Consider the following 21,143-nt stretch of genomic DNA (forward strand, 5'->3'; position numbering starts at 1 on the left):
ATGACTGACAATGATTAAGAAAATGGAAGAAAAATTAAAATACTTTAAGTTGTACTCTAAAACTATCACCATTCCTATGAATCTACATATTTATGTAGTATCAATAATAAGGAGTGGGTAAAATGATTCAAAATATACTAACCATTAATGAAGATTTTGAAGATGATACAACTGCCCCGTGGCTATCTAGAAACACTAGGCTAATTACTGTACAATCTAATACTGGTAAAAAGCATATACGATTTCAAGCCCCAGTAAGAGGAAGCGAGACATCTTATCTAGCTCAACGAGTAACACTAGTTCCAAATCATGCATATAAAATTACCTTCTTTGCCAAATCAAAATCAAATACCGGAAAGCTAAGAGTAAGTCTAGTTGGTTCTTTTGATCCAGGAACATTAATCCCTATTAAAAAAATACCTTCTAGTTATAGAAGATTTACTGTGATCATTCCAGCATTTGCAATAGGAGAAAAAACAGATTTTGATTTAGAATTTCGTATAATTAACAGTAGTACCACAAGTATAATCTTAGATCTCGATACTGTTTCTTTGACTCAACTCTAATCCTTGGATCCGGAAGCATTTCAGTCGAAAAAGTTCTTAAACTAATATATTAAAATAAATTTAATTTGATACAGGCTACTGTCTATTCCAAATGAATAACATAAAAAAATCCACCTTATCGTACGGGGAGGACGAAAAGGTGGTAGGGGGTTGAGTTTGACACTAATAATATATTCCATTTTTAAAAAACGTTACTCTGCAAGAAGCCCGTTTTTGTTAGACGCTTCAAAGACTGAAATGATTCACTTGTCCTTATCTACAGAAAAGAGCAACTTCATAGCTCGGCGTTTCCAAGCAGCATCATAAAACACATGGCTCCATTATGGTACTCAAAGCGGCGGCGTTTTTATTCCCAATTGAATCCAGCCTTCCTTCGAAGGACCATATATCGCAGGTATAGGTAACCCTGCTTGACGCATAAGGTATACATCTATATCAACCCCTTGCTGCTTTATTATTGAAACCTAATTACTGTCTATTCCCGTTATTTTGTTCAGTAAGAAAATCATTCACAACTTGATAAAAACCATCTAAATCATCAGAGTGAACACCATGGCCACATTCTTCGAAAACTACAAGCTTAGTGTTAGGTCTTCGAATTTCCATCTGTTCTGCTTGTTTGATGTCAAGAAAAAAGCTTTTCTTACCATGAATCAGCAAAATAGGACATTTTGAAGACAACCAATCTTCCCACCAAACCCCATTAGATTGGGGTACGGAAACTTGCAGACCATTTACATCTGTACGGAACCCCCATCCCCGTTCATCCTCGAACACGCTTTCTGAAAAATAATCAATCGCTCGAAGTCCTACACTTCCAAGTGAATCTCTTAGTTCTTTTAAGGAGGCCGATCGAAATGGAAGCTTATCGGCAAATGAGAAGTCAGCGTTTATTTCCACACCAATATCCTCAACGATAATGGCTTCGACCCATTCAGGATAACGAGCCGCGAATTGATAAGCGTTTAATCCGCCTAGCGAATGACCCAGTAGCGTTACGGGTTGTCCCCCGAGTTCATTTTGAATCAAGTTTAATAGGTCATTGATGTAATCATTTCTTGCATATTCCATGCCAGAAGGATGTTCACTCCATCCGTGTCCGCGCTGATCTACAGCTATAACCCGCCAATCTTTAAATTTGACAGCCAGCTCCGAAAATGTTCTCGCGTTAGCCATATAACCATGTAACATAACAAGCACTTTATTACTTTCTCCACCAAAGTCAATGTAGGAAAGCTCAAGATTACCCGAGTTAAAATATTTTCTTATTGCCGGATTAGTATCGTGTAATATCTCCATCGTTTTTCTCTCCCTTTATAAAATACTCTTCTTAATAACGAATCAGCTATTCATACTTTCGGAACGCAATGTACGTGTCTCTAGCTCTCCTTGTTTCTTTCCGTATAAACAAGCAAACAAGGCGGAAAGCGCCATAAATAGAGAGCTGGATGTTACGCCAAATTCCAAACCGTATCGCTCGACAACCCAGCCTCCAACCATGGGACCTATCATTTGCCCTGTTGCAAAAAAAGCGGTGGCTACGCTAAGGCATACCGGATAGATGCTACTTGGTGCATAACGGCGAAGAAGGGCGGTCGTCATCAACGGTGGGGTAATAAATGAAACCAACCCAATAATTACTGCGCCTAATGAAGTAAGCAGAATACGATTTGTCGTTACTCCTAATACACCAATCGTACCTAATGCTAACCCCAATGCAAGCGTATACCCGCTCGGCCATCGGTCAATGGCTCTGCCTCCTACCCAGCCATTGAATAAACCTGCAAATCCGATACAAGACCAAATCAGTCCAGCATAAATCGACGGAATTCCTTTATTCACAAGATAAGGAACCAAAAAAGTGAAATAAATAATATATCCCCAACCAAAGAAGAAATAAGATCCGAGCAAGAATAAAAACTTATTTGGACTAAACATGAGTCTATATACACTCACTTGTTCTTGTTCCCGTGAATTCGATTCAAGTTGGGTGAATTGGGTACTCTCAAATCTTTGCTTTCTTGTTACCATTTCAAAGCCCACCATAGCAAGAACACCGAAGATACCCATAGCCAGCCAAGCATAGCGCCATCCATCCAAATGAGCAGGCTCTATGATATATGGTGCGAATAAGCCTGTAATTAAAATTCCGGCAGATCCACCTAACCATATTAGACCTGAAGTCATTCCTCGTTCAGCGGGTTGAACGGTGTCCGTAGCAATAGACAAGACCAACACTGTGGCCAAAGCTGAAAAAAAACCAATCATGAACCGCCAAAGCCCAAGCTGGATGAAATGCTCACTAAACGCCGAGGCTATCATGGCCAATCCAAGTAACAAGCATGAAATTCTATTGATGATATTCTTACTATGTTGAAAATGGGAAATTAATGGCGGTAGACATAGGGTTCCAACCAAATAACCAATGAAATTGACTGTTCCTAACATGCCCAAATCACCGTAACTCCCCCCTATTTCCCTTTGAATCCCTGGTAAGAACAATCCAAAGGATAGCCGTGAAAATCCAAGGATCAAAGCAAATAATAGTGATGCCCATAAGGTGATCCAATTGAATGCCGATTTATAACCTAAATCCATAGCATCCCTCCTGCCTAAAAATTGTTCTTGTAACTATTGTAAATTGGCATCAAAGTTTTGTAAAATTGAACTATCTGAATAAATTGTTCACATTTATTAAACAAAAGGATGAGGAACATGGATCTGCGAGCATTAACAACATTTGAAGCGATTTTGCGTCTTGGAAGCTTTCAGAAAGCTGCTGAAGAACTCCAATTTGCACCCTCTACAGTAACACTCCAGATTCAACGCCTTGAAGCTGATCTAGGGGTCTCTTTATTCGTTCGTGATGGCAAACGCATGGTTGCTTCTGAAGCCGGTCAATGGCTCTATCAGGAAGCATCTGCTTTGCTGAAACAAATAGGATCCATGAGACAGACGATCTCGGATTTCGGTACGGGGGATGGCGGAGCCGTTCGTTTTGCCGCTATTGAGCCTATCGCAAGTCAGACGATAGCGACTATCGTAGCTGATTTCTGTAAGCTTCGTCCGCAAGTGCAGTTATCTATGGAGATTAGTGGTAGTAAATCTATCGCAGAAAGAGTTCGATCCGGTGAATTGGATTTCGGCATATGCGCATCTCCATCAGTAAACCTCATGTTGGAGTTTGAGCCACTTATTGAAGAAAGATTGGGGGTATTGATGAGAGCTGATCACCCCATGGCCAATCAAGCTTGCATTGAGGTTAACGATCTTGTCGGACTAACCATTCTGCTTAAAGAGCAAACCTGTATTTATAGAGAAATATCAGAAAAGATATTATGTCAAACTGGCCAAAACTCTTTTTTTGGTATCGAGGTGGGAAGTTTTTCTGTGATTCGGCAAATGGTCAAAGCTGGTCTCGGTATTGGAATTATTCCTATGTATAAAGACTTGGAACTAGAAAATACCTTAGTCATTAGACCTTTTGTCGATATAGACCCCACCGTATCAATTGGCCTAGTATATAAAAATAGCAACATCCTAGGAAAGGCATCATTATTATTAATGAATGCCTTGAGGGAGGTTAAAAAACAAAATGATTTTCATAGTGGTGATTCATGGCTGTGAGCACCTTCTTTAGAAAAGAAACCCCTGTCTGCGTAAAAGACTGGGGTTTCTCTACAATATGAACATCATTCATTTTTGAATGATGTTTTTTTGTGCCTCCTAGCTAAATTGTAAAGCTGACAACATACTTATCAACGTATTCACGCATAAACGGTTGGAAGATAACCATTACACGACTTAAGCTCCAATTTATTGACGAGCCGCAGGAGCCGGAACCGCTCGCTGTGTTTGAATCAAGTTGTCTACATTGGACTGCGACTGATTAATTTGCTCTTGCTTCATGGCCTTGCCAACGCCGAAGCTTTTGACGATTCTCTTCAGCGTATCCGCATCGAAATCATCCATAGCATACATCTCCACCGTAAATCCCTTGTCCTCCCAGATAACAATTCCGTTTGCAAAATACAGCTGGGTCCCATCGACCATTTCCGTTTTCACTTCGCCGATCCTCTACCTCATACTGATTCTGAATCCGGTAGTAAATATACTTGTACACGCGGTTAAAGTATTGCTCATAGATCCGGGAAAATTGTTCGGTTGACAGAACCTCTCCGCTAGCACGGAGCTTGTCCGTTCGCTTCCTGAATATGTCCTTTTTAACTCGGATGCTCTCCATTCGCTTTCCTCTTTCCTACACTTCTTTTTCATCCAAGCAAGCCGGTCACTGTATGATTGCTGCCCGCTACTTGAGAATGTCTGGGAAATATTTGGCGAAATATCAACCTGAAAAGCTCGCAGCTGGGGATGCGAAGCTAAAGTATAAAACTTATACTTTCTTATCTACTAAAAAGAATCCGACAACCGAAGTTGCGGATTCTTTTCCTGTTACTTATTCAATAATTTTTCTTGCCATATAAGCCAAATCTGCAATATCAATTTTGCCGTCCGCTACAAGATCTGCAAACTTGAAGAGATTCCAATCTGAATCTGAGGATGTTTTACCGTAAGCCTTAGCCACCAAAGCCAGATCGCCAATTGTGAATTTGCCGTCACCGTTCATATCGCCAGGAATGCTCGTATGGACGGACGCTTCGAAGGCTTGAACGGCTGCCGTCAAGTCAATTAGAGCCTGATCTACTTGCGACTGATTGGAATCCGCATCGTTCGCGACTGCAGCGGCATTCTGAATTGCAGCCAGGAACGCCGCTTTCGCTGCAGCTGGATATTGTCCGGGATTACTGCCCTCTACAGCCCCATCGTATATGGCTTGTGCATCAGCAATCCCTGAAATTAGAGCATCCTTATGGATTTGTTCAAATTGAACGCTAAATTGAGTTCCATTAACGTTCACTTCAGCTCCTTGATTGTCGGCAATGATCAGATTACTTACGGAAATATCCGTGTAAGTTGATTGTGTAACCGATTCATTCGTTGTAGTGAAAGCTAGTTTCAACAAATCCTCACTTGATTGAATACTGGAACCAAGAGCTGCGGCCAGCACTCTGAGTTTACCCGGCTCTAGCTCTTTTTTCGCAACGATTTCTACTTGATCTTGTATGGAAGTAACATCGTTTAGAAGGACTTGCTGGGGATTATAATTGACGATAAAGTCAATCGCATACACGTTTTGAGTAACATTGTTCAACTGCAAATTAAGGTCAAATGGCTGGTTTACCTTTACCAAGCTTACACCACTAAGAACCGCAAAAGGATCTTTGCCCGGAATGAGCTTAGCGTCTGCCCAATCTCCGTGATCTTCAGCGTTTCCGTCGCCATTATCGCTGACAATCAGCTTCATTTCTTTTACGCCCTTCACGTCCAGATTAATCGCTTTGGAAACCGTCGCAGCTCTCATTAAACCACTATCGAAAGCCTTGACTCCATCCAAGAACACCTGGAACACAATCGTGTTGCTCACTCCTGTGCCACTAACTTCCTGATCAACGCCAACGACCGCCTGGAAGGATTCATAATTTTTACCTGTCAAGTTATAAATAATTTCCGAATTCGCATGTGTGCCAATCCCCTTGGTATACGTGACTGTTCCTGAGGGACCTTTCAAGCGAAGTGAATTGCCATCAATGCTCAAATCCTTTTTGATCGAAGACCAACCGACTGTTGCGCTTACCCAATCCATGTTGCTCAAATAATGATCTACCACATTGAATTGGATTTCATAGATCTTGGTGAAGAGGCCGTCTGCAGAGGAGACGTTAATGACGGTTTTGCCATTTACATCAGGAGCTGGAGTCACTTGCACTTTTACTGTGTTGTTTGATGTCTGCACGTCAACCGTCGGCACTTTGTTATTGCCGCGCAAGATATTGTACGTGTAGTTTAATTTCTCCGGATCGAATCCGTCCAACGCTATGCCATTTACTTGGATGGATTTCACCAGGTTGATCGTCGTCACGGACTTGCTCAGCTTCATCAAATCTGCTGTATGAGCGGGAATCGGCCTAAGCGTATAACTGTAACTATAGTCCTTATCCGCTAGCAGCATATAAAGCGCATGAGGCTTGGCGCCCCAACTGTCATCACCACCAACGCCCATTTGCTTATAGTTGACGCGAAGCGTGATGTCATCGCGATGAGTCGCTTGATACGGATGTGCTGGTCCATCCAAATCATCCGGTGTATAATGCAGAGCGTTAGTCTCAATAACAGGAGCACCGATTGCCATCAGACCCACTCCGTCCTGGTTCGTCAGAGTAACCCAACGCACATCGGTTTTATTTCCCGTTTCCGAAGGCTCGATATAAGGGAAAAATTGCGCTTCTACGGTGCTACTATACATCCCGACATCGGAACCGGAATTTCTGTCCTGATAGTTTTCATTTGGTCCGCGGCCATACCACGTAATATGCTCAAATTCTTGCGGAATTGTCAGCATGTTTCCGACCTCAGGAATTTCCGGAAGCGATTTGGCGCCAGGTTTCAAATAATTGGACACCGTGATGTCGCCGTTGCCGAAGATGGTATAGGACGTTTTGTAAGAGGATACTGTCGTAGTCGGCAGCGTTCCTTCCACGTCTATGCGAACAATTTTGTCTCCGATCGGGGTGACGGTCGCTTTGGTTACGCTTCTGTTTTTACCGGCATTTTTCCAAGTTGCCGTTCTGGAAGGCTCGCCGTTACCTTTATCGTTATCGGTAGGCGCTCTCCAGAAGTTAGGTGTAGGACCTTGTTTTATCAAATCTTTACCTTGATACTTGAAAGTATCGATCGTGCCAGTTGATTTATTGAAATTGATTTGCATATCCGTATTATTTATCTTAACTTGTGTTCCTTGATCCTGAACATTCAAAGCCGGCAATGTAGAGAGATCGACGGACGGTTGGTTAGGCGTACTCAACGGTAGGCTTATTTGCTGACTGGCGATCTCGTGTCCTTTCTTCGCCCACAACGTATCCGATTTCAATTTGAAACTGAAATTTAACCAGTATTCAACACCTGGCTTAGCCGTCGGCAAGCTATAAGGAACTGTAATTTGTTTCGTCGTCAAAGAGGGTATATCCAAATTGTCAAAAGTACCTTGCTGAATGACTTTGTTATCCGCCCGTAATTCCCAATTTGCCTCGTATGCGTTGACATTGGTGAACAAGAATTCATTTCTGACATCGACTTTGCCTTTCGCAAGGTCTGCAGCTTTCACGATAATGTTTTGATAAACATGTTTCACTTCGGTAAGCTCCGGCTTCGGAGTTCGGTCTGCTAAGATAAGACCGTTGGCCATAAAGTTGCCATCATTCGGACTATCTCCGAAGTCTCCGCCGTAGCCCAAGAATTCGTGCTGCTCAAGAGGGCTTGATTTGGCGTTGTCTTTATTGAAATCCTGCCACAAGACAACGGATGCATCCGCTGTGCGCGTATCATCGTTTAGTTCCGTCAACGATAAGGCACGGTTGTAAACGCGGACTTTATCGAAGCTCATTCTGGAAGTGCGGCCTTTCTCCTTATCTGTGCCGATGGTAAGCGGAAAGTTGTTGGAACCGAAGCTGCCTGTGAAAGCTTTCGTTGCGACGACAGTGCCATCTACAAAAAGCTTTAAGTTTGCTCCGTCATAAGTCCCGGCAACATGATGCCAGTTATTCACCCAGTTCGCGGGCAAATTTGCACTGGCTGATGTCCAGGTGCCACTTTTATAAACAAATATTTCCAACTTGGTCGTGCCAGCCATTTTTAAAGCGAATTGGGTATCCCCTTTGGTAATGATTGGACTGTCCGAAATATTCGATAGCGGTTTAATCCAAGCTTCTAGCGTGAACGGTCCGGTAATATTGTATGACGCATCGTTCGGCATCGTCACGGTAGCGCTTCCTACATCCTTCGGCTGAAGAACACCGTTTACAGCACCGTCACTTTCTATAACTGTTCCCGTGTAATCAGCTTTGTAAGTTTCGCCCACATCGGTCAAATACAGTTTTTCAGCCGGAGTTTTCATGCGTACCGCTTGATCGACCCAGTCCCAGATGAATCCGCCCTGGAGATTCGGATACTTTTTGATCATATCCCAGTATTCTTGCAAATTACCTGTACTGTTACCCATAGCGTGGGCATACTCACACATAATATATGGTCTAGGATCGCTGCTCTTGGCATACGTTTCCAAGGTCGAGACAGCCGGATACATGTTGCTGACCATATCCGTTACGGCCTTATCATTATATCCCTCATAATGAATCGGACGGGTAGGATCGAGACTGCGGATATAATCGGATTCGGCTTTAAAATCGCTTCCGGAACCCGCTTCATTGCCTAATGACCAAATGATGACGGATGGGTGGTTTTTATCCCTTTGGACCATACTGTTAGCGCGATCCTTCACGTTTTCTACCCATTCAGGCTTGCTGGTCGGAACGGTGTCCCTGACGCCATGCGTTTCCAAATTAACCTCATCGAGCACATAAAGACCGTATTTGTTCGCCAGATCGTACCAGAACGGATGGCTCGGATAGTGAGAGGTACGAATAGCATTCATATTGTATTGCTTCATTAATTCGATATCTTCGATCATCTGATCCAGATTGGTCGCTTTCCCCGTATCGGGGTTTGTATCGTGACGGTTTACACCTTTAATCATAATTGGCTTACCGTTGAGGATCATTTGCTGCTTGCCACTACCATCGGACATCGTTTTGAGTTCAAATTCCCTGAAACCGATACGTGTGCCCGCCGTTTCGATTAATTTGCCGGAAGAATCTTTCAAGCTCAGAACAAGTGTATACAGGTTCGGATCTTCTGCCGACCATTTCTTAGGATTGGCGACTAGCTTAGAAGCGTTGACCTGAACCTCCGAGTTCGCGCCAAACGCTGTTTCCATTTTGACAGGCTCGTTAAATACCGGTTGGTTGTTGCCGTCATACAGCATCGCCTCTACCGTATGGTTGGCCGGCGTTGTGCCGTTGATATAATTTTTGACGTTTACTTTCAGATTTAGCTCAGCATCCTGATAAGAAGAATCCAAATTCGTAACGACGCTGAAATCCCTCATATGAACCGAGGGTGTGCTGAAAAGAAACACATCGCGCTGAATGCCGCTTAATCGCAGGGAATCCTGGTCTTCAAGCCAGCTACCGTCCGACCAGCGATACGCTTCGACAGCAAGCGTATTCTCGCCGGACTTTAGATACGGGGTAATGTTAAAGTCTTTGGGCGAATAGCTATCTTCGCTATATCCGACTTTTTGACCGTTAACCCAGACGTAGAATGCGCTTTCAACACCTTGAAAGGAAATGAACGTTTGCCGGTCGGACCAATTATCCGGAATCGTAAATGTGCGCTTATACGATCCTACCGGATTATATTCCGTAGGAGCGACAGGCGGCTGAACATTGGTTGAATTGCCATTACCCCAGAATGGATAAGTAATATTCGTATAAATGGGGAAATCATAGCCTTGGAGCTGCCATTCGCCAGGCACTTTAATCTCATTCCATGAACTCGTATCATAGCTATCCTTATAGAAGTCTACAGGACGAGCATTAGGGTTCTTAGAGAAGTTAAATTTCCATAGCCCATTGAGGGATTGGTAAAAAGGTGATTGATGCTCCGTCATCGCAGATATCATGTCCGCTCCCTGCAAAGCAGAGGGCACATCTCCATAAGGAATAAAGGAGGCATGTGCAGGCTCTCGGTTCACCTGGAAAACATCGGGATTGTTATTCCATTCCGGATACCCGTTTGCTGGGGCAGCCGATGCGCCTAAAGCACTAAAGCTGCTGACCGTCATAAGGAGCATAAGAGTCAACGATATTTTCTTTTTCCACTTCATAAATGCCCTCCAAATCGATTTCATTAGAATATATTAACGACTCATAAAGCAATTCAATTATGTTGTCTAAAACTGGCAGCGTTTACAAAAAGAAATATGATACAAATTGTATCATATTGAGCATAATTTATTATTTCACCTATGGAACCTCCCTCCAGTAGATATTTGTTAATTAAAGGTAATACCTAACATCTCAATAATAACACAATAATATCCATATTCTTCTTAAAAATACTCACATAAAAACTTAAAAATCCTCATATTTTCTTTCTGCACATTGATTTTTCTTCACCTAATAAACGCGAAAAAAGCGCCACTAGGATTTCTCCAATGGCGCTGATGAAATCCTGCCTCAAGCACTTCTGCCAGATAGTTGAACAGGTTACCGACTATCAAACAATACCTGTAAAATATCAAAATCGGGAACCAAAATGGTTCTGTCGGTAGTAGTGCAAAAATAAAAATGGATAGCAAATACCCAACAAATTGCAATTTAACTATACCAAATATCTCATTGAGCCAATCAACAGCAGATAGGACAGACGAATTATTTTTCGCCTGTCCTTACAGTTATAGAGTGATACTCATTACCTTTTAATAATCTGCTCAAATATTCAACGTTCACATCTCGTCCCCTATTGATTTGCTGTCTTAAATAGCCCCACCCCTACTATAGTTGGATAGGCTTACCGTGGATAAGCTTTTCACATCATACCCCGTTGGATTTTGGAAAATCCGGAGTCCAAACTCAGGCGCAATGGCAAAAATATGATCAAAAATATCAGACTGTACTGCCTCATATACCTGCCACTCCGTGCTATTTGTAAAAGCATATATTTCCAAAGGCAGTCCGGTTTCACCAGAGGCTAACTGCCTAACCAAGCAAGTCATGTTTTGATGAATCATGTGATGATTCTTGAGATACTGATCAATATATGTTCGAAAGACACCGATATTTGTCAGCGCCCTGCCATTTACTCTATTAGAGGTATCAATCTGAAGATTTTTATTATGATTTTGAATTTCCCGTTCTTTATCCAATATGTATTCAGTGAGATAGTGAATACTTTTGAAACGCTCTAACATTTCGTTAGTACAGAAACAGATGCTGCTCGTATCAATGAATATCGAACGTTTGATTCGGCGTCCTCCAGACTTTTGCATTCCGCGCCAGTTTTTAAAAGAGTCCGAGATCAGCGTATAGCTCGGAATGGTTGTAATGGTTTTATCGAAGTTTTGAACTTTGACAGTGTTTAATGAGATATCAATAACATCGCCGTCTGCTCCATATTTCGGCATTTCAATCCAATCGCCAACCCGCACCATATCATTAGCAGTTAATTGAACACCCGCTACAAGCCCTAAAATAGAATCTTTGAAAACTAACATAAGAACAGCCGAGATCGCGCCGATGCCGCTTAACAGAATAAGGGGACTCTCGCCGATAAGATTAGCAATCACGAGTATCCCACAGACAATGGTTAAAACAATTTTAACGACCTGAATGTACCCTCTTATTGGCTTGATTTTAGAAATTTCATATGATTTGTAAATATCATTTACAGCATCTAAAAGTGAATCCATGACTAATAATCCCATTATAATCATGTACGATACTGCGCCTATTTCGATCAGATGTTGATAGCTAGGAAATGTGTAAGAAAAGTAATAGATAATAAAAGCAGGAACGACATGAGAACACTTATGAAATACTTTCCTCTCCAACAATATGAGGTTCCACTGAATGTTATTTTTGTAGGTCACGTGCGAAATTATTTTGATAAACACTTTTTTAGTAATAAAGTTAGCTAATATACATAATAAAGTAATGGATAACACCATAATTCCATAAGACATGTATCCCCCTATTTCCGAGTTGAGTCCAATTCCTTCTATCATGTTTTTAATCAATTCCATAAATTCCTCCGTCACTCCAGATTTAGTTTTTCATTATCTTGCTATTAAAAGAAGACAATCATTACTTATTTTACGAGAGTCTTTCATTCATACGCAAGTATTTGCTGAATATCTTCACTCATCCTGCATCAGCCAATTGATAATTACGTTAGGAAGAGCTCTTTCTACCTTGGGAATATTGACAACAACTTAATCCTGTTTCTTTTTCTTCTGTCAATTAAATGAATGCTCAAACATTATTGAAAGATCTCTATTAAAAACTTGTAATTCTTTTGTAATTGTTTCGTTAGTCTTTCTTAAGTTTGGCTTGTTATCTTAGTTATAGTAATACGTAACCAACATTAAGGAGGAACTAAAATGAAAACATGGAAAAAAGGAATTGTAATTACACTTGCGGCATGCATCTTATCCATCCCGAGTATGGCTGGCGCTGAGGAAATGATGATGAAAAAATTTGATTACAGCACGGTAACCACAATGAAAAAGGATGGAACTGAACTGGCTCCACTACGTCAAATCGCTGAATCGCTGGGTTTTAAGGTAACTTGGGATGAGGAAACTCGTTCGGTGACTTTAACGAAGATGATGATGGAAGACAAAGCGAAGATAGATGATAAGACCATGAAAGATAACATGATGTCAGGTAATGCTATTGTGCTACAAATCGACAGCAAGTCCTTCAAGGTTGGCAATACGGACGACATGCTAATGTACGCACCTTCTATTATTAATGACATGACCTATGTACCCAAAGCCTTTATTGATACTTATTTGGTTAAATAAACTTATACATAGAAACTTCTAAACTGCCATCCCTTGTAAGAAAAAATCAAGACACTCACGAAAATTCATTTACTTACTTTTCAATTATTTTCTTGCTATTTCCTGTACATGGAGGACCGAAGTCTTTTTCATTTTACGAACTTGAAATTACTTGACACAACCTTTACTTCATTGTAAATTTAAAACGCAACGAATATTCCATGTAAGTTATTCATATCATGAACTAATCAAATACCTGTTGTATTTTGGAGGAGCCTGTCACCAAGGGCTCCTTTTGGTTTTTTTTAACCATGCCGAGCCCTTGGTTGGGCTCTTTTTTTATGCAGAGAAAGGAGTGTATATGAATGAAATAATTAAATATCTTATAAGCGCAGCTCTATTTCTTACATGGATGGGAATTCTGTTTGGATTCCTGGTCTGTGCAGCTGTCGAAGAAGATAAGCAAAGACAAATCAACTTGTTTATCGGTGCTGGAGCAACAACCCTCTCAAGCACAGTCCTTATTGGATATTTTTTATCAAAACGCAAATAACATGTAGGAGGAATTATGGAACAGCAAGCGATTTTAGCAATTGGCATCTTTTTAGTGACATACGGCATGATCATTGCCGAGAAAATTCATCGTACGATCATCGCCATGCTAGGCGGCGTCCTTATGGTTATCCTAGGTATAGTTAACCAAGAAGACGCTTTACACCATATTGATTTTAATACCTTAGGGCTGCTCATAGGCATGATGATCATTGTTAGCATTACTGCAGAAACTGGGCTGTTCAGATATATCGCTCTTGTCTCTGCCAAGAAAGCGAAGGGGGACCCTGTTCGTATTTTAATATCACTCGTGCTCATTACTGCAGTTGGGTCTGCCTTTCTTGACAACGTTACAACCGTACTTTTGATGGTGCCCGTTACATTTAGTATCACCCGGCAGTTAAAAGTGAATCCTATTCCTTTTCTGATCACACAAATCCTCGCTTCTAATATTGGAGGTACAGCGACTCTAATCGGGGATCCGCCGAATATCATGATTGGTAGTGCGGTTAAAGAATTAACGTTCATGGCGTTTATCAATAACCTTACGCCTATCGCTATTATTATCATGGTTTGCATGCTGCCTATTTTTGTACTCATGTTTCGTAAGCAAATTCAAACGACGCCTGAATTAAAGATGAGCATCATGCAAATTGACGAGAAAGAAGTCATCACAGACCGTACTCTATTAATTAAGAGTGTCTCTATCTTAGGGCTTACGATCATTGGCTTTTTCCTGCATCAAATGCTACATCTGGAGTCAGCAACCGTCGCCTTGACCGGTGCTTTTATTTTACTCCTTCTAACTGGTGAACATGCCATGGAAAATGCCTTCACGAAGGTGGAATGGACCACGATATTCTTTTTCATCGGTTTGTTCGTGTTAGTCTCAGGTCTAGTGGAAACCGGCGTCATCTCCAAACTAGCCGCGCAAGCGATCGAGTTGACTGGAGGTAATCCAATCGCGACTTCCATGTTAATCCTATGGCTCAGTGCGATTGCGTCAGCATTTTTAGACAATATACCATTTGTCGCGACGATGATTCCGATGATACAGGAAATGGGTAATATGGGAGTAGATAACCTAGAACCTTTATGGTGGAGTTTAGCGCTTGGTGCATGTTTGGGAGGAAACGGCACTTTAATTGGGGCGAGCGCCAATTTGATCGTTGCTGGGTTATCAAGCAAAGAAGGTTATCCGATTAAATTCGTTACTTTTATGAAATATGGCTTCCCCCTCATGTTGTTCTCCGTCGGATTAGCCAGTATTTATATCTACGTCCGTTATTTAATTTAGCTAGGAGGAATGCAATCTTGAAATTGACTTATGAATGGAATAAGGATGTTGTGGACATTAGTGAGGTATCCGTTGCTAATGAGTTTGAGTTTAAGATCCGAATTCTCACAGAGCCATATTTTGAATCGATGAAACTCATTCAAAAAAGCTTTGAAGCTAATGACATCATTACAGATGTCCTAATTTACCCCTACAACAATCATGAGTATCAGGTTGTTGTCAGAAAAGATTTTTATGAAGATTTCATCCTTCAGCTTTGTAAATATCAACTGCTGACCAAAGTAGAATGGAAAGAGGAACCCCAGCATTCCTGAGTCCCCACTTGACCTGCTATTCAATAATTCGCCCAGTCATCGAATGAACCTTAAAAGATACTGGGCGTTTTTCTTTTTCAAAAGTGATTTTGTGTACAAGAGGAATACCTTCTCTGGTAGGCAGGTAACAGGAGTCTGAACTGATTACATCAGTTTCCTTAAGCGATTGATCAAATGCCAACGCCACCTGTTTAGCCTCTTCTATCGTTATCGCTGCATACATGGGTCTTCTTAAACGTTTTTGTTCCAAATCTGTATGAAGGCTACCCTCAACTCGCTTGACAATACCTGAACGATCTATCTCCACAAGTAGCTGATCCCCACAAACGGGTCTGTTAAATAACATGCGTTGCAAGTACACTTTCGTTGATGTGTTTGATGGTTCGACAGAAACAATACGCAAATCTTCCTTTACGCGTCTCAGGCCGTACAATATCTTAATTTCATCTAAATATTTGTATGAGATCCACCCTGGGGAATGTTGAGAAGGTTTTGTTAAGTTGCCTGAAAGTAATTCAGGAGTTTGAGTTTGCGTACTCCATTTTATAGAAAGTGAATCCTCACTTTCCAAACGGATCTTGTCGATCAGTTCCAACGACTTTTTAGAAAGTGAAGGGCTTTCATGATCTGGCGCCAAAATAGACAGTGATAGTATTGTCGACAACATGATTTTAGAAGCTAGCAAAGAATATCCTCCTCATACAAATTTAGGCGATGCTTCAATCTAAGTATCGTCTAATATCCCACTATCCATGCGAAGCGATATCAAAGTTTTTGCTCCATAAGATTAATTCCGCTCCCCACCTTCCAATGTCGTTTGTCAAATAAAAATCTAAGTTAGCACATCAAAATCATTCTAAATGTTGTTTTTTTAACACCATTTTCAATTCAATTGAGCAAATCAATTTGAAGTACATCAGAAGAATAAACAAAAGTATAGGGTCAACTATCGCCGAATATCCCAGTTTCCACCAACCATAGTGAAAATAGCCCCATGGAGCTGGCAGTAATGTTATTAACTCATATGTTAGGATGCCGGCTGACCAAAAGATTATGTATAAGCCTTTTTCTCTAATCCCGCCATTCAAGGGGTAAAAATTAATATACATCATGTTGACCGGAGGAACTAACACTGTCCTTGCTAAAAATCCAAGCCAATCAATTCTCCCCTTAGAAAAATACCAATACCCTTCTAATTTGAATTCGATCAGGAGATCAAACAAAAATTGAAATGCCATTGTAAACATCCAGATGTGAAGAATTTTGTTAATATTCAAGACCCTGTTAGTTTTAAAACAGATTATATTGAATGAAATAATCGACAAGATAAGAATAATCATCGTAGATCCCCTTTGACTGTTAATGCATCGATAACACTCTCCATGAGTTTTTTTTATAGCATGTAAAAATAATATAAATTTATACTTAAATAAGAAAAATTTATTCTGAATGGAATTATTTAAAATCGAATAAGGGAATACTAGCTCATAATTCAAAACAGTTTATGATGGGATGAGTTAGCATTGAGTACATTAGGTAACGATTATGAACAAATTAGTGATTTGCAGAATCAGCTTATAGATCTAAAAATTAACTTTTGGATCCAAAATGACTTATTTAAGCTCCATTGGTGGACTCTTTTAGTCGTAACTCTTCTTCCTTGGTTGATCTGGTGGAAGTATGTAGATCGGAGTAAACTTAATGTCCTCATTACATACGGCCTTTTATGGATGATAATCTCACTACTTTTGGATGATATCGGAATTGCATTGGGGCTATGGCAGTATCCTTTGGAACTCTTTTCATTCGTTCCTCCACTATTTCCAGCAGATATAACTATACTTCCCATTACATATATGTTTATTTTTCAATACTTTCCCAAGAAATCCAGCTTTCTTATAGCGACTTTGGGTAGTGCGAGTTTATTTTCGTATATTATTGAGCCCGTATTTATTTCTTTTAATTTATACAGGCCAAGTAACTACTGGAAACATTACTATACATTGATCGTTATTTTTTTTCTTAGTTACATCATTAAATGGATAACAATAAAATTACAGAACCAAGTTGATCATAATCAGATAGATCACCTTAAACGCGAGCAATAAAGGCATTATTTTCAACAAATCAGTAATATTTAATGTCAGTTGATTACACCAGTCCCTCTTATATGAACTTGAATATTAGGGTTCAATTTCACTTCTTTGTACTTGTTTTCCCAGTTAATACTTTTCCAAAGTTCTGAATGGCTTACTCGTAGCCTCCTACCTATTCCAAGAGCATCACAATTCGCTTTAAGTAATTTATTTGTTACTTCTATTGCTTGTTTATTTAGCGTTTCGGCAATTTCCTGATTTAATTGGTCTATATTAATTTTTTGACCCATATAACTTGGAAAACTATTAATGGTACCATAGAGATCAAGTTTAATTAAGCAATCGATATCTTGAGTGTTTTTTTTAACAGAGACTTCGAGTGATCTTTGTAATTTCTGTACTTCAAAAGTTATAGCGCTTATTTCCTTTTCGCTAGGCTTGCTCAGACCAGAACTCATTTTCACAGGAATTTCAATGTATGCAAGTTTGTTTAGCTTATCTTTTAACAGTAGTAATATCGTACTCTCTTCTCGGGACAACATCGTTCCCGTATATTTGTCACCATGAAATAAACCAGTACTATCAATGACTAGTGCTTTGTCCTTAATTTTACGAATCATTGGCAGCATTGCATCTTCACCAGGATCAGTAATTTGATTCCATATGGAATATAAATTTTGGTTCTGAATATTCGTTTTGCGTTCAGCTCCCTTGATCATTTGCATAATGCCATATGCGACAGGACTATTTTCTATATTTTCAAATGACAATATGTCAGAAGCTAATCCCTCACTTATTAATACATTTGATGTTAGGTTCCCTTTTGGATTACGATAAAAACCTTCTAAGGGAGACAAAATACCTTGCTTTGCAAGCTTTTCACCTATGATTATTACATGAATCTTACTGGCTTCAATAGTGCCTGGAAGCATATTATCCATTTTCAAACCAATATTAAAAACAGAATCCCCTGTAGTCTGAAGCACTTCATCCTTTACTTCAAATTGTCCACCGCCTTTACTCTTCAAAACTACCGCTCTGACCATTCCCATCATTGAGCTATCTTTGGTAACATCGAGACTAATACCATTTATAATTTTTTTATTAGTTAAATAAAGAATATCCCAACAACCTGTTAAGATTACAGAAAATAGGCTTATGAAAATCATTACAGCAATTTTTTTCCTCATGAGATCCCTACCTTTATACTTTTTTTGCGAAGGCAGGAGACCAACCATAATAAAAGTGGTATGACTGTAATTATTATAAAATAACCATATTCCAACCATTTACCGAAAGAATCTAATTTTTCCAAAGTAGATAGGCACCACCCTAATATAAATACAAGGAGTCCACTGAACCAGACCAACCTTCGATAAGAATCTTGATTGGTACTAAGACTTTTTCCAGCCATGCATAGATAAGAAACGATTGTAGCTGTCATTGGAATAAACCAAATCGTCAAAAAAATCAGATCCAAACGGTCAAAAACTTGATAGGTCAATCCTTTAAAAATATATAATACAGGTTCATTTATCTGTCCTAATACTTTAGGGCTAAACCCAATCACACAAATAAATACAAAATATGTATAGAAAAGTGTAACAAAGCAATTGGCCAATGATACGATACGAATCAATCCTTTGGAATTGTTCTGCACTTGTGTGTAAAAATAAAGGATTACTTCAAAACCGAGCATTGAAAAAAAAGTTTTCTCACTCCCTCTGAGCATTTGCTCAATGCCTGATTGACCGATGGGTAGAATGTTAGTAATGTGCATTTCGTTCGTAAAATTAAAAAAACTAAGCAGTATTAAACAACCAAACAATACTGAAGTTAGTACAAAAAATCTTGCAATAACACGCAAATTTTCATGAGCTAAGTATACACCAGTTCCAATAATTAGGAATTCTAGAACCCAGCTAGGTGTGTATGTTAGCATCCACGTATGCACCAACTGTACATAAAGCGTGGTTGCATAAGCAGCTATGAAAATAAAAAAAACATAGTATATGATATTTATTACCTTACCAATATAAGAACCAAAAAGTTCCACTGTAATTCTACTAAAGGTAAGATCAGGAAATTTCCGAAGCAATCTCGAGTAAATAAAAAGCAAAAGCTGTATAATGCCTCCAGCGATAAGAACCGAGATCCAGGCATCCCCTTTCGCTGAGCTCTGAATTTTGGATGGCAGAGATAGGAGTCCAATTCCAATTTGTGTTTTGATAATTAAAAAAAACAATTGGGATCTCGTTATAGAGATATTCAAGTGCGCTTCCACCTCCTGAAATATGACTTGTTTGTGCGGCCAGATTCAAAGGATTGCGAGTTGTTATTCCCCTTCCATATAGGGAGTCGTAAAAAAATATCCTTCAGTCCCTGTTTGCCATGATAAGGACCGAAAGGTGCAAAATAAGGTACCCCCAATGTCTCAATTTTGCATAGATGAATGAAAATGACCATCATCATGATGGAAATCCCGAATAATCCAAATAATGCGGCAGCAAGCATAGTTGGGAATCCTAAGATTCTCAAGCTTGTTCCAAATTCATTTAACGGGGTTGCAAATGATGCAATCGCTGTCAATCCAATGACAACAATCATTGTATTAGAGACAAGATGGGCTTCAACAACTGCCGTTCCAATCACAAGCCCCCCCACAATACCAATCGTTTGAGCAATGGGAGATGGCAAGCGAATTGCAGCCTCTTTCAACAATTCTAGAAGGATTTGCATAACGAGCGCTTCTAAAATAGGTGGTAATGGAACGTACGCTAAAGAAACCTGAATGGAATAAAGAATTCCTATAGGGAGCACTTCTGAATGGTACGAGACGATTGCAATATAGATTGCTGGCATACTGACTGCGAGAATAAAGCTAATAAATCGAATGATTCGAAAAAACGATCCTAAAATCCATCTGCCGTTGTAATCATCCGGCGATTGAAAAAATGAAAAAAATGTGATAGGAAGAACTAACACACTTGGCATGCCGTCAACGATAATATTTATTTTCCCTTCCATTAAATAAGAAACTGCTCTATCAGGTCTTTCGGTCTGCAGAGATTGCGGAAAAGGCGATAAGGGGTGCTCTTCGATCATTTCATCAATGTTACCTACGGAATATAAATAATCAAGATCGAAAGCTGAAATCCTCTTCTCACATTCATTTACTATTAAAGGGTCGGCTCTGTTTTCCATATAGATCATAGCCACTTTCGTATTCGTGACATTGCCTAAGGTGTAATACCTCACCTTCAACTTGGGACTTTTGATCCGATTGCGAAGCAAATAAATATTCGTACTTATATTTTCTACAAAGCCTTCGTGTGATCCCTTAATGATTTGTTCATCTTTGGGTTCTTGGATTGACCGGCCTTGCGTTTGAGCAACAGACATCATGATTGCAGCTACTTCGTTCTCAATCACAATAGCGCAAAATCCATCAAGTAAATATTTCCCTATTTGATGAATATCAGACGACTTCTTGGCTTCAATTGATGAAAAAATCTGTTCAATATTTCCAGAGTTTGATTCCAGCAATGGTTTAATAACATTTGATTGCATTAACTCTGTTTTTACAAGGTCTTCAAGGTATAACAATGAGCACGATTGGCTGTTATAAATGAACTTTTGAACCTTTAAATCCTCCGTACAAGCAAAATAATCTTTAATTTGGGCAACACTCAGTTCAAAATCCCCAGATTCCAACTCATCATCATGAGTCTCTTTCATGTTATCATCACCCTCTTTGAATAAATCTTTACTATTATTAACAAATACCCCCGTATTTAT

At 39.8% G+C, this 21,143-nt stretch carries 17 protein-coding genes; 7 read left to right on the plus strand and 10 right to left on the minus strand.

The genetic code is table 11. The features are described 5' to 3' along the window. Positions 1 to 122: 122 nt before the first annotated feature. The gene (locus GON05_RS33070) at positions 123 to 566 is read left to right on the plus strand and encodes a carbohydrate binding domain-containing protein (RefSeq protein ID WP_157325524.1); all 444 of its coding nucleotides are present in this window, start codon (positions 123 to 125) and stop codon (positions 564 to 566) included. 468 nt (positions 567 to 1,034) lie between these two features. Here GON05_RS33070 and GON05_RS33075 read toward each other — a convergent pair whose 3' ends face one another. After that, the gene (locus GON05_RS33075; protein ID WP_157325533.1) at positions 1,035 to 1,865 is read right to left on the minus strand and encodes an alpha/beta fold hydrolase; all 831 of its coding nucleotides are present in this window, start codon (positions 1,863 to 1,865) and stop codon (positions 1,035 to 1,037) included. Positions 1,866 to 1,907: 42 nt separating this feature from the next. Next, the gene (locus tag GON05_RS33080; protein ID WP_157325535.1) at positions 1,908 to 3,164 is read right to left on the minus strand and encodes a YbfB/YjiJ family MFS transporter; all 1,257 of its coding nucleotides are present in this window, start codon (positions 3,162 to 3,164) and stop codon (positions 1,908 to 1,910) included. Positions 3,165 to 3,281: 117 nt separating this feature from the next. Here GON05_RS33080 and GON05_RS33085 point away from each other — a divergent pair, with 117 nt between their 5' ends. After that, positions 3,282 to 4,193, plus strand: coding sequence for a LysR family transcriptional regulator (locus tag GON05_RS33085; RefSeq protein ID WP_157325537.1), 912 nt, complete (start codon positions 3,282 to 3,284; stop codon positions 4,191 to 4,193). Positions 4,194 to 4,382: 189 nt separating this feature from the next. On the opposite strand, the gene GON05_RS33090 is transcribed toward GON05_RS33085, so the two are convergent. From GON05_RS33090 to GON05_RS33100, 3 genes are all read right to left on the minus strand, one after another. After that, entirely contained in the window at positions 4,383 to 4,631 is a 249-nt protein-coding gene (locus GON05_RS33090) for a hypothetical protein (protein WP_157325539.1), read from the minus strand. Positions 4,632 to 5,022: 391 nt separating this feature from the next. Further along, positions 5,023 to 10,407 carry a glycoside hydrolase family 2 TIM barrel-domain containing protein gene (locus tag GON05_RS33095; protein ID WP_157325541.1) on the minus strand — a complete coding sequence of 1,795 codons (5,385 nt, stop codon included), beginning with the start codon at positions 10,405 to 10,407 and terminating at the stop codon, positions 5,023 to 5,025. Between the two features lie 651 nt (positions 10,408 to 11,058). Continuing rightward, positions 11,059 to 12,324, minus strand: a complete 1,266-nt coding sequence (locus tag GON05_RS33100) for a mechanosensitive ion channel family protein (protein ID WP_157325543.1) — start codon at positions 12,322 to 12,324, stop codon at positions 11,059 to 11,061. A gap of 357 nt (positions 12,325 to 12,681) precedes the next feature. Between GON05_RS33100 and GON05_RS33105 the strand changes: the two genes are divergently transcribed. The 4 genes from GON05_RS33105 (at position 12,682) to GON05_RS33120 (ending at position 15,249) form a co-directional block, all read left to right on the plus strand. Beyond that, positions 12,682 to 13,107 (plus strand): copper amine oxidase N-terminal domain-containing protein, encoded by a 426-nt coding sequence (locus tag GON05_RS33105; protein WP_157325545.1) that lies wholly within the window; start codon positions 12,682 to 12,684, stop codon positions 13,105 to 13,107. A 340-nt stretch (positions 13,108 to 13,447) separates the two neighbouring features. Beyond that, positions 13,448 to 13,639 (plus strand): hypothetical protein, encoded by a 192-nt coding sequence (locus GON05_RS33110; protein WP_157325547.1) that lies wholly within the window; start codon positions 13,448 to 13,450, stop codon positions 13,637 to 13,639. 15 nt (positions 13,640 to 13,654) lie between these two features. Continuing rightward, on the plus strand, positions 13,655 to 14,935 hold the full coding sequence (locus tag GON05_RS33115) for an ArsB/NhaD family transporter (RefSeq protein ID WP_157325549.1): 1,281 nt from the start codon (positions 13,655 to 13,657) through the stop codon (positions 14,933 to 14,935). 17 nt (positions 14,936 to 14,952) lie between these two features. After that, entirely contained in the window at positions 14,953 to 15,249 is a 297-nt protein-coding gene (locus GON05_RS33120; RefSeq protein WP_157325551.1) for a hypothetical protein, read from the plus strand. 16 nt (positions 15,250 to 15,265) lie between these two features. Here the strand turns inward: GON05_RS33120 and GON05_RS33125 are convergent, their stop codons facing one another. Together GON05_RS33125 and GON05_RS33130 are read right to left on the minus strand one after the other, a co-directional pair. Further along, entirely contained in the window at positions 15,266 to 15,934 is a 669-nt protein-coding gene (locus GON05_RS33125) for a hypothetical protein (protein WP_157325553.1), read from the minus strand. Between the two features lie 166 nt (positions 15,935 to 16,100). After that, positions 16,101 to 16,487, minus strand: coding sequence for a hypothetical protein (locus tag GON05_RS33130; RefSeq protein WP_309491806.1), 387 nt, complete (start codon positions 16,485 to 16,487; stop codon positions 16,101 to 16,103). Between the two features lie 426 nt (positions 16,488 to 16,913). Between GON05_RS33130 and GON05_RS40185 the strand changes: the two genes are divergently transcribed. Next, positions 16,914 to 17,357, plus strand: coding sequence for a CBO0543 family protein (locus tag GON05_RS40185; RefSeq protein WP_397369780.1), 444 nt, complete (start codon positions 16,914 to 16,916; stop codon positions 17,355 to 17,357). 35 nt (positions 17,358 to 17,392) lie between these two features. Here the strand turns inward: GON05_RS40185 and GON05_RS33135 are convergent, their stop codons facing one another. Genes GON05_RS33135 through GON05_RS33145 form a run of 3 tightly spaced genes read right to left on the minus strand, consistent with a single transcriptional unit; the run spans position 17,393 to position 21,083 of the window. After that, complete coding sequence (locus GON05_RS33135; RefSeq protein WP_157325557.1) at positions 17,393 to 18,535, minus strand: Ger(x)C family spore germination protein; 1,143 nt, start codon at positions 18,533 to 18,535, stop codon at positions 17,393 to 17,395. After that, on the minus strand, positions 18,532 to 19,629 hold the full coding sequence (locus GON05_RS33140) for a GerAB/ArcD/ProY family transporter (protein WP_338114252.1): 1,098 nt from the start codon (positions 19,627 to 19,629) through the stop codon (positions 18,532 to 18,534). The genes GON05_RS33135 and GON05_RS33140 overlap by 4 nt, the downstream gene beginning before the upstream one ends. Continuing rightward, positions 19,614 to 21,083, minus strand: coding sequence for a spore germination protein (locus GON05_RS33145; RefSeq protein ID WP_157325561.1), 1,470 nt, complete (start codon positions 21,081 to 21,083; stop codon positions 19,614 to 19,616). The genes GON05_RS33140 and GON05_RS33145 overlap by 16 nt, the downstream gene beginning before the upstream one ends. Between the last annotated feature and the right edge of the window lie 60 nt (positions 21,084 to 21,143).

Source organism: Paenibacillus anseongensis (genome assembly GCF_009757995.1).
Classification (GTDB): Bacteria; Bacillota; Bacilli; order Paenibacillales; family NBRC-103111; genus Paenibacillus_E; species Paenibacillus_E chondroitinus.

Excerpts from the sequence above, each read along its gene's own strand:
- GON05_RS33100 (WP_157325543.1), bottom strand. The coding sequence starts at position 12,324 with ATGGAATTGATTAAAAACATGATAGAAGGAATTGGACTCAACTCGGAA.
- GON05_RS33095 (WP_157325541.1), bottom strand. The coding sequence starts at position 10,407 with ATGAAGTGGAAAAAGAAAATATCGTTGACTCTTATGCTCCTTATGACG.
- GON05_RS33075 (WP_157325533.1), bottom strand. The coding sequence starts at position 1,865 with ATGGAGATATTACACGATACTAATCCGGCAATAAGAAAATATTTTAAC.
- GON05_RS33105 (WP_157325545.1), top strand. The coding sequence starts at position 12,682 with ATGAAAACATGGAAAAAAGGAATTGTAATTACACTTGCGGCATGCATC.
- GON05_RS33135 (WP_157325557.1), bottom strand. The coding sequence starts at position 18,535 with ATGAGGAAAAAAATTGCTGTAATGATTTTCATAAGCCTATTTTCTGTA.
- GON05_RS33115 (WP_157325549.1), top strand. The coding sequence starts at position 13,655 with ATGGAACAGCAAGCGATTTTAGCAATTGGCATCTTTTTAGTGACATAC.
- GON05_RS33110 (WP_157325547.1), top strand. The coding sequence starts at position 13,448 with ATGAATGAAATAATTAAATATCTTATAAGCGCAGCTCTATTTCTTACA.
- GON05_RS33070 (WP_157325524.1), top strand. The coding sequence starts at position 123 with ATGATTCAAAATATACTAACCATTAATGAAGATTTTGAAGATGATACA.
- GON05_RS33145 (WP_157325561.1), bottom strand. The coding sequence starts at position 21,083 with ATGAAAGAGACTCATGATGATGAGTTGGAATCTGGGGATTTTGAACTG.
- GON05_RS33080 (WP_157325535.1), bottom strand. The coding sequence starts at position 3,164 with ATGGATTTAGGTTATAAATCGGCATTCAATTGGATCACCTTATGGGCA.
- GON05_RS33130 (WP_309491806.1), bottom strand. The coding sequence starts at position 16,487 with ATGGCATTTCAATTTTTGTTTGATCTCCTGATCGAATTCAAATTAGAA.
- GON05_RS33085 (WP_157325537.1), top strand. The coding sequence starts at position 3,282 with ATGGATCTGCGAGCATTAACAACATTTGAAGCGATTTTGCGTCTTGGA.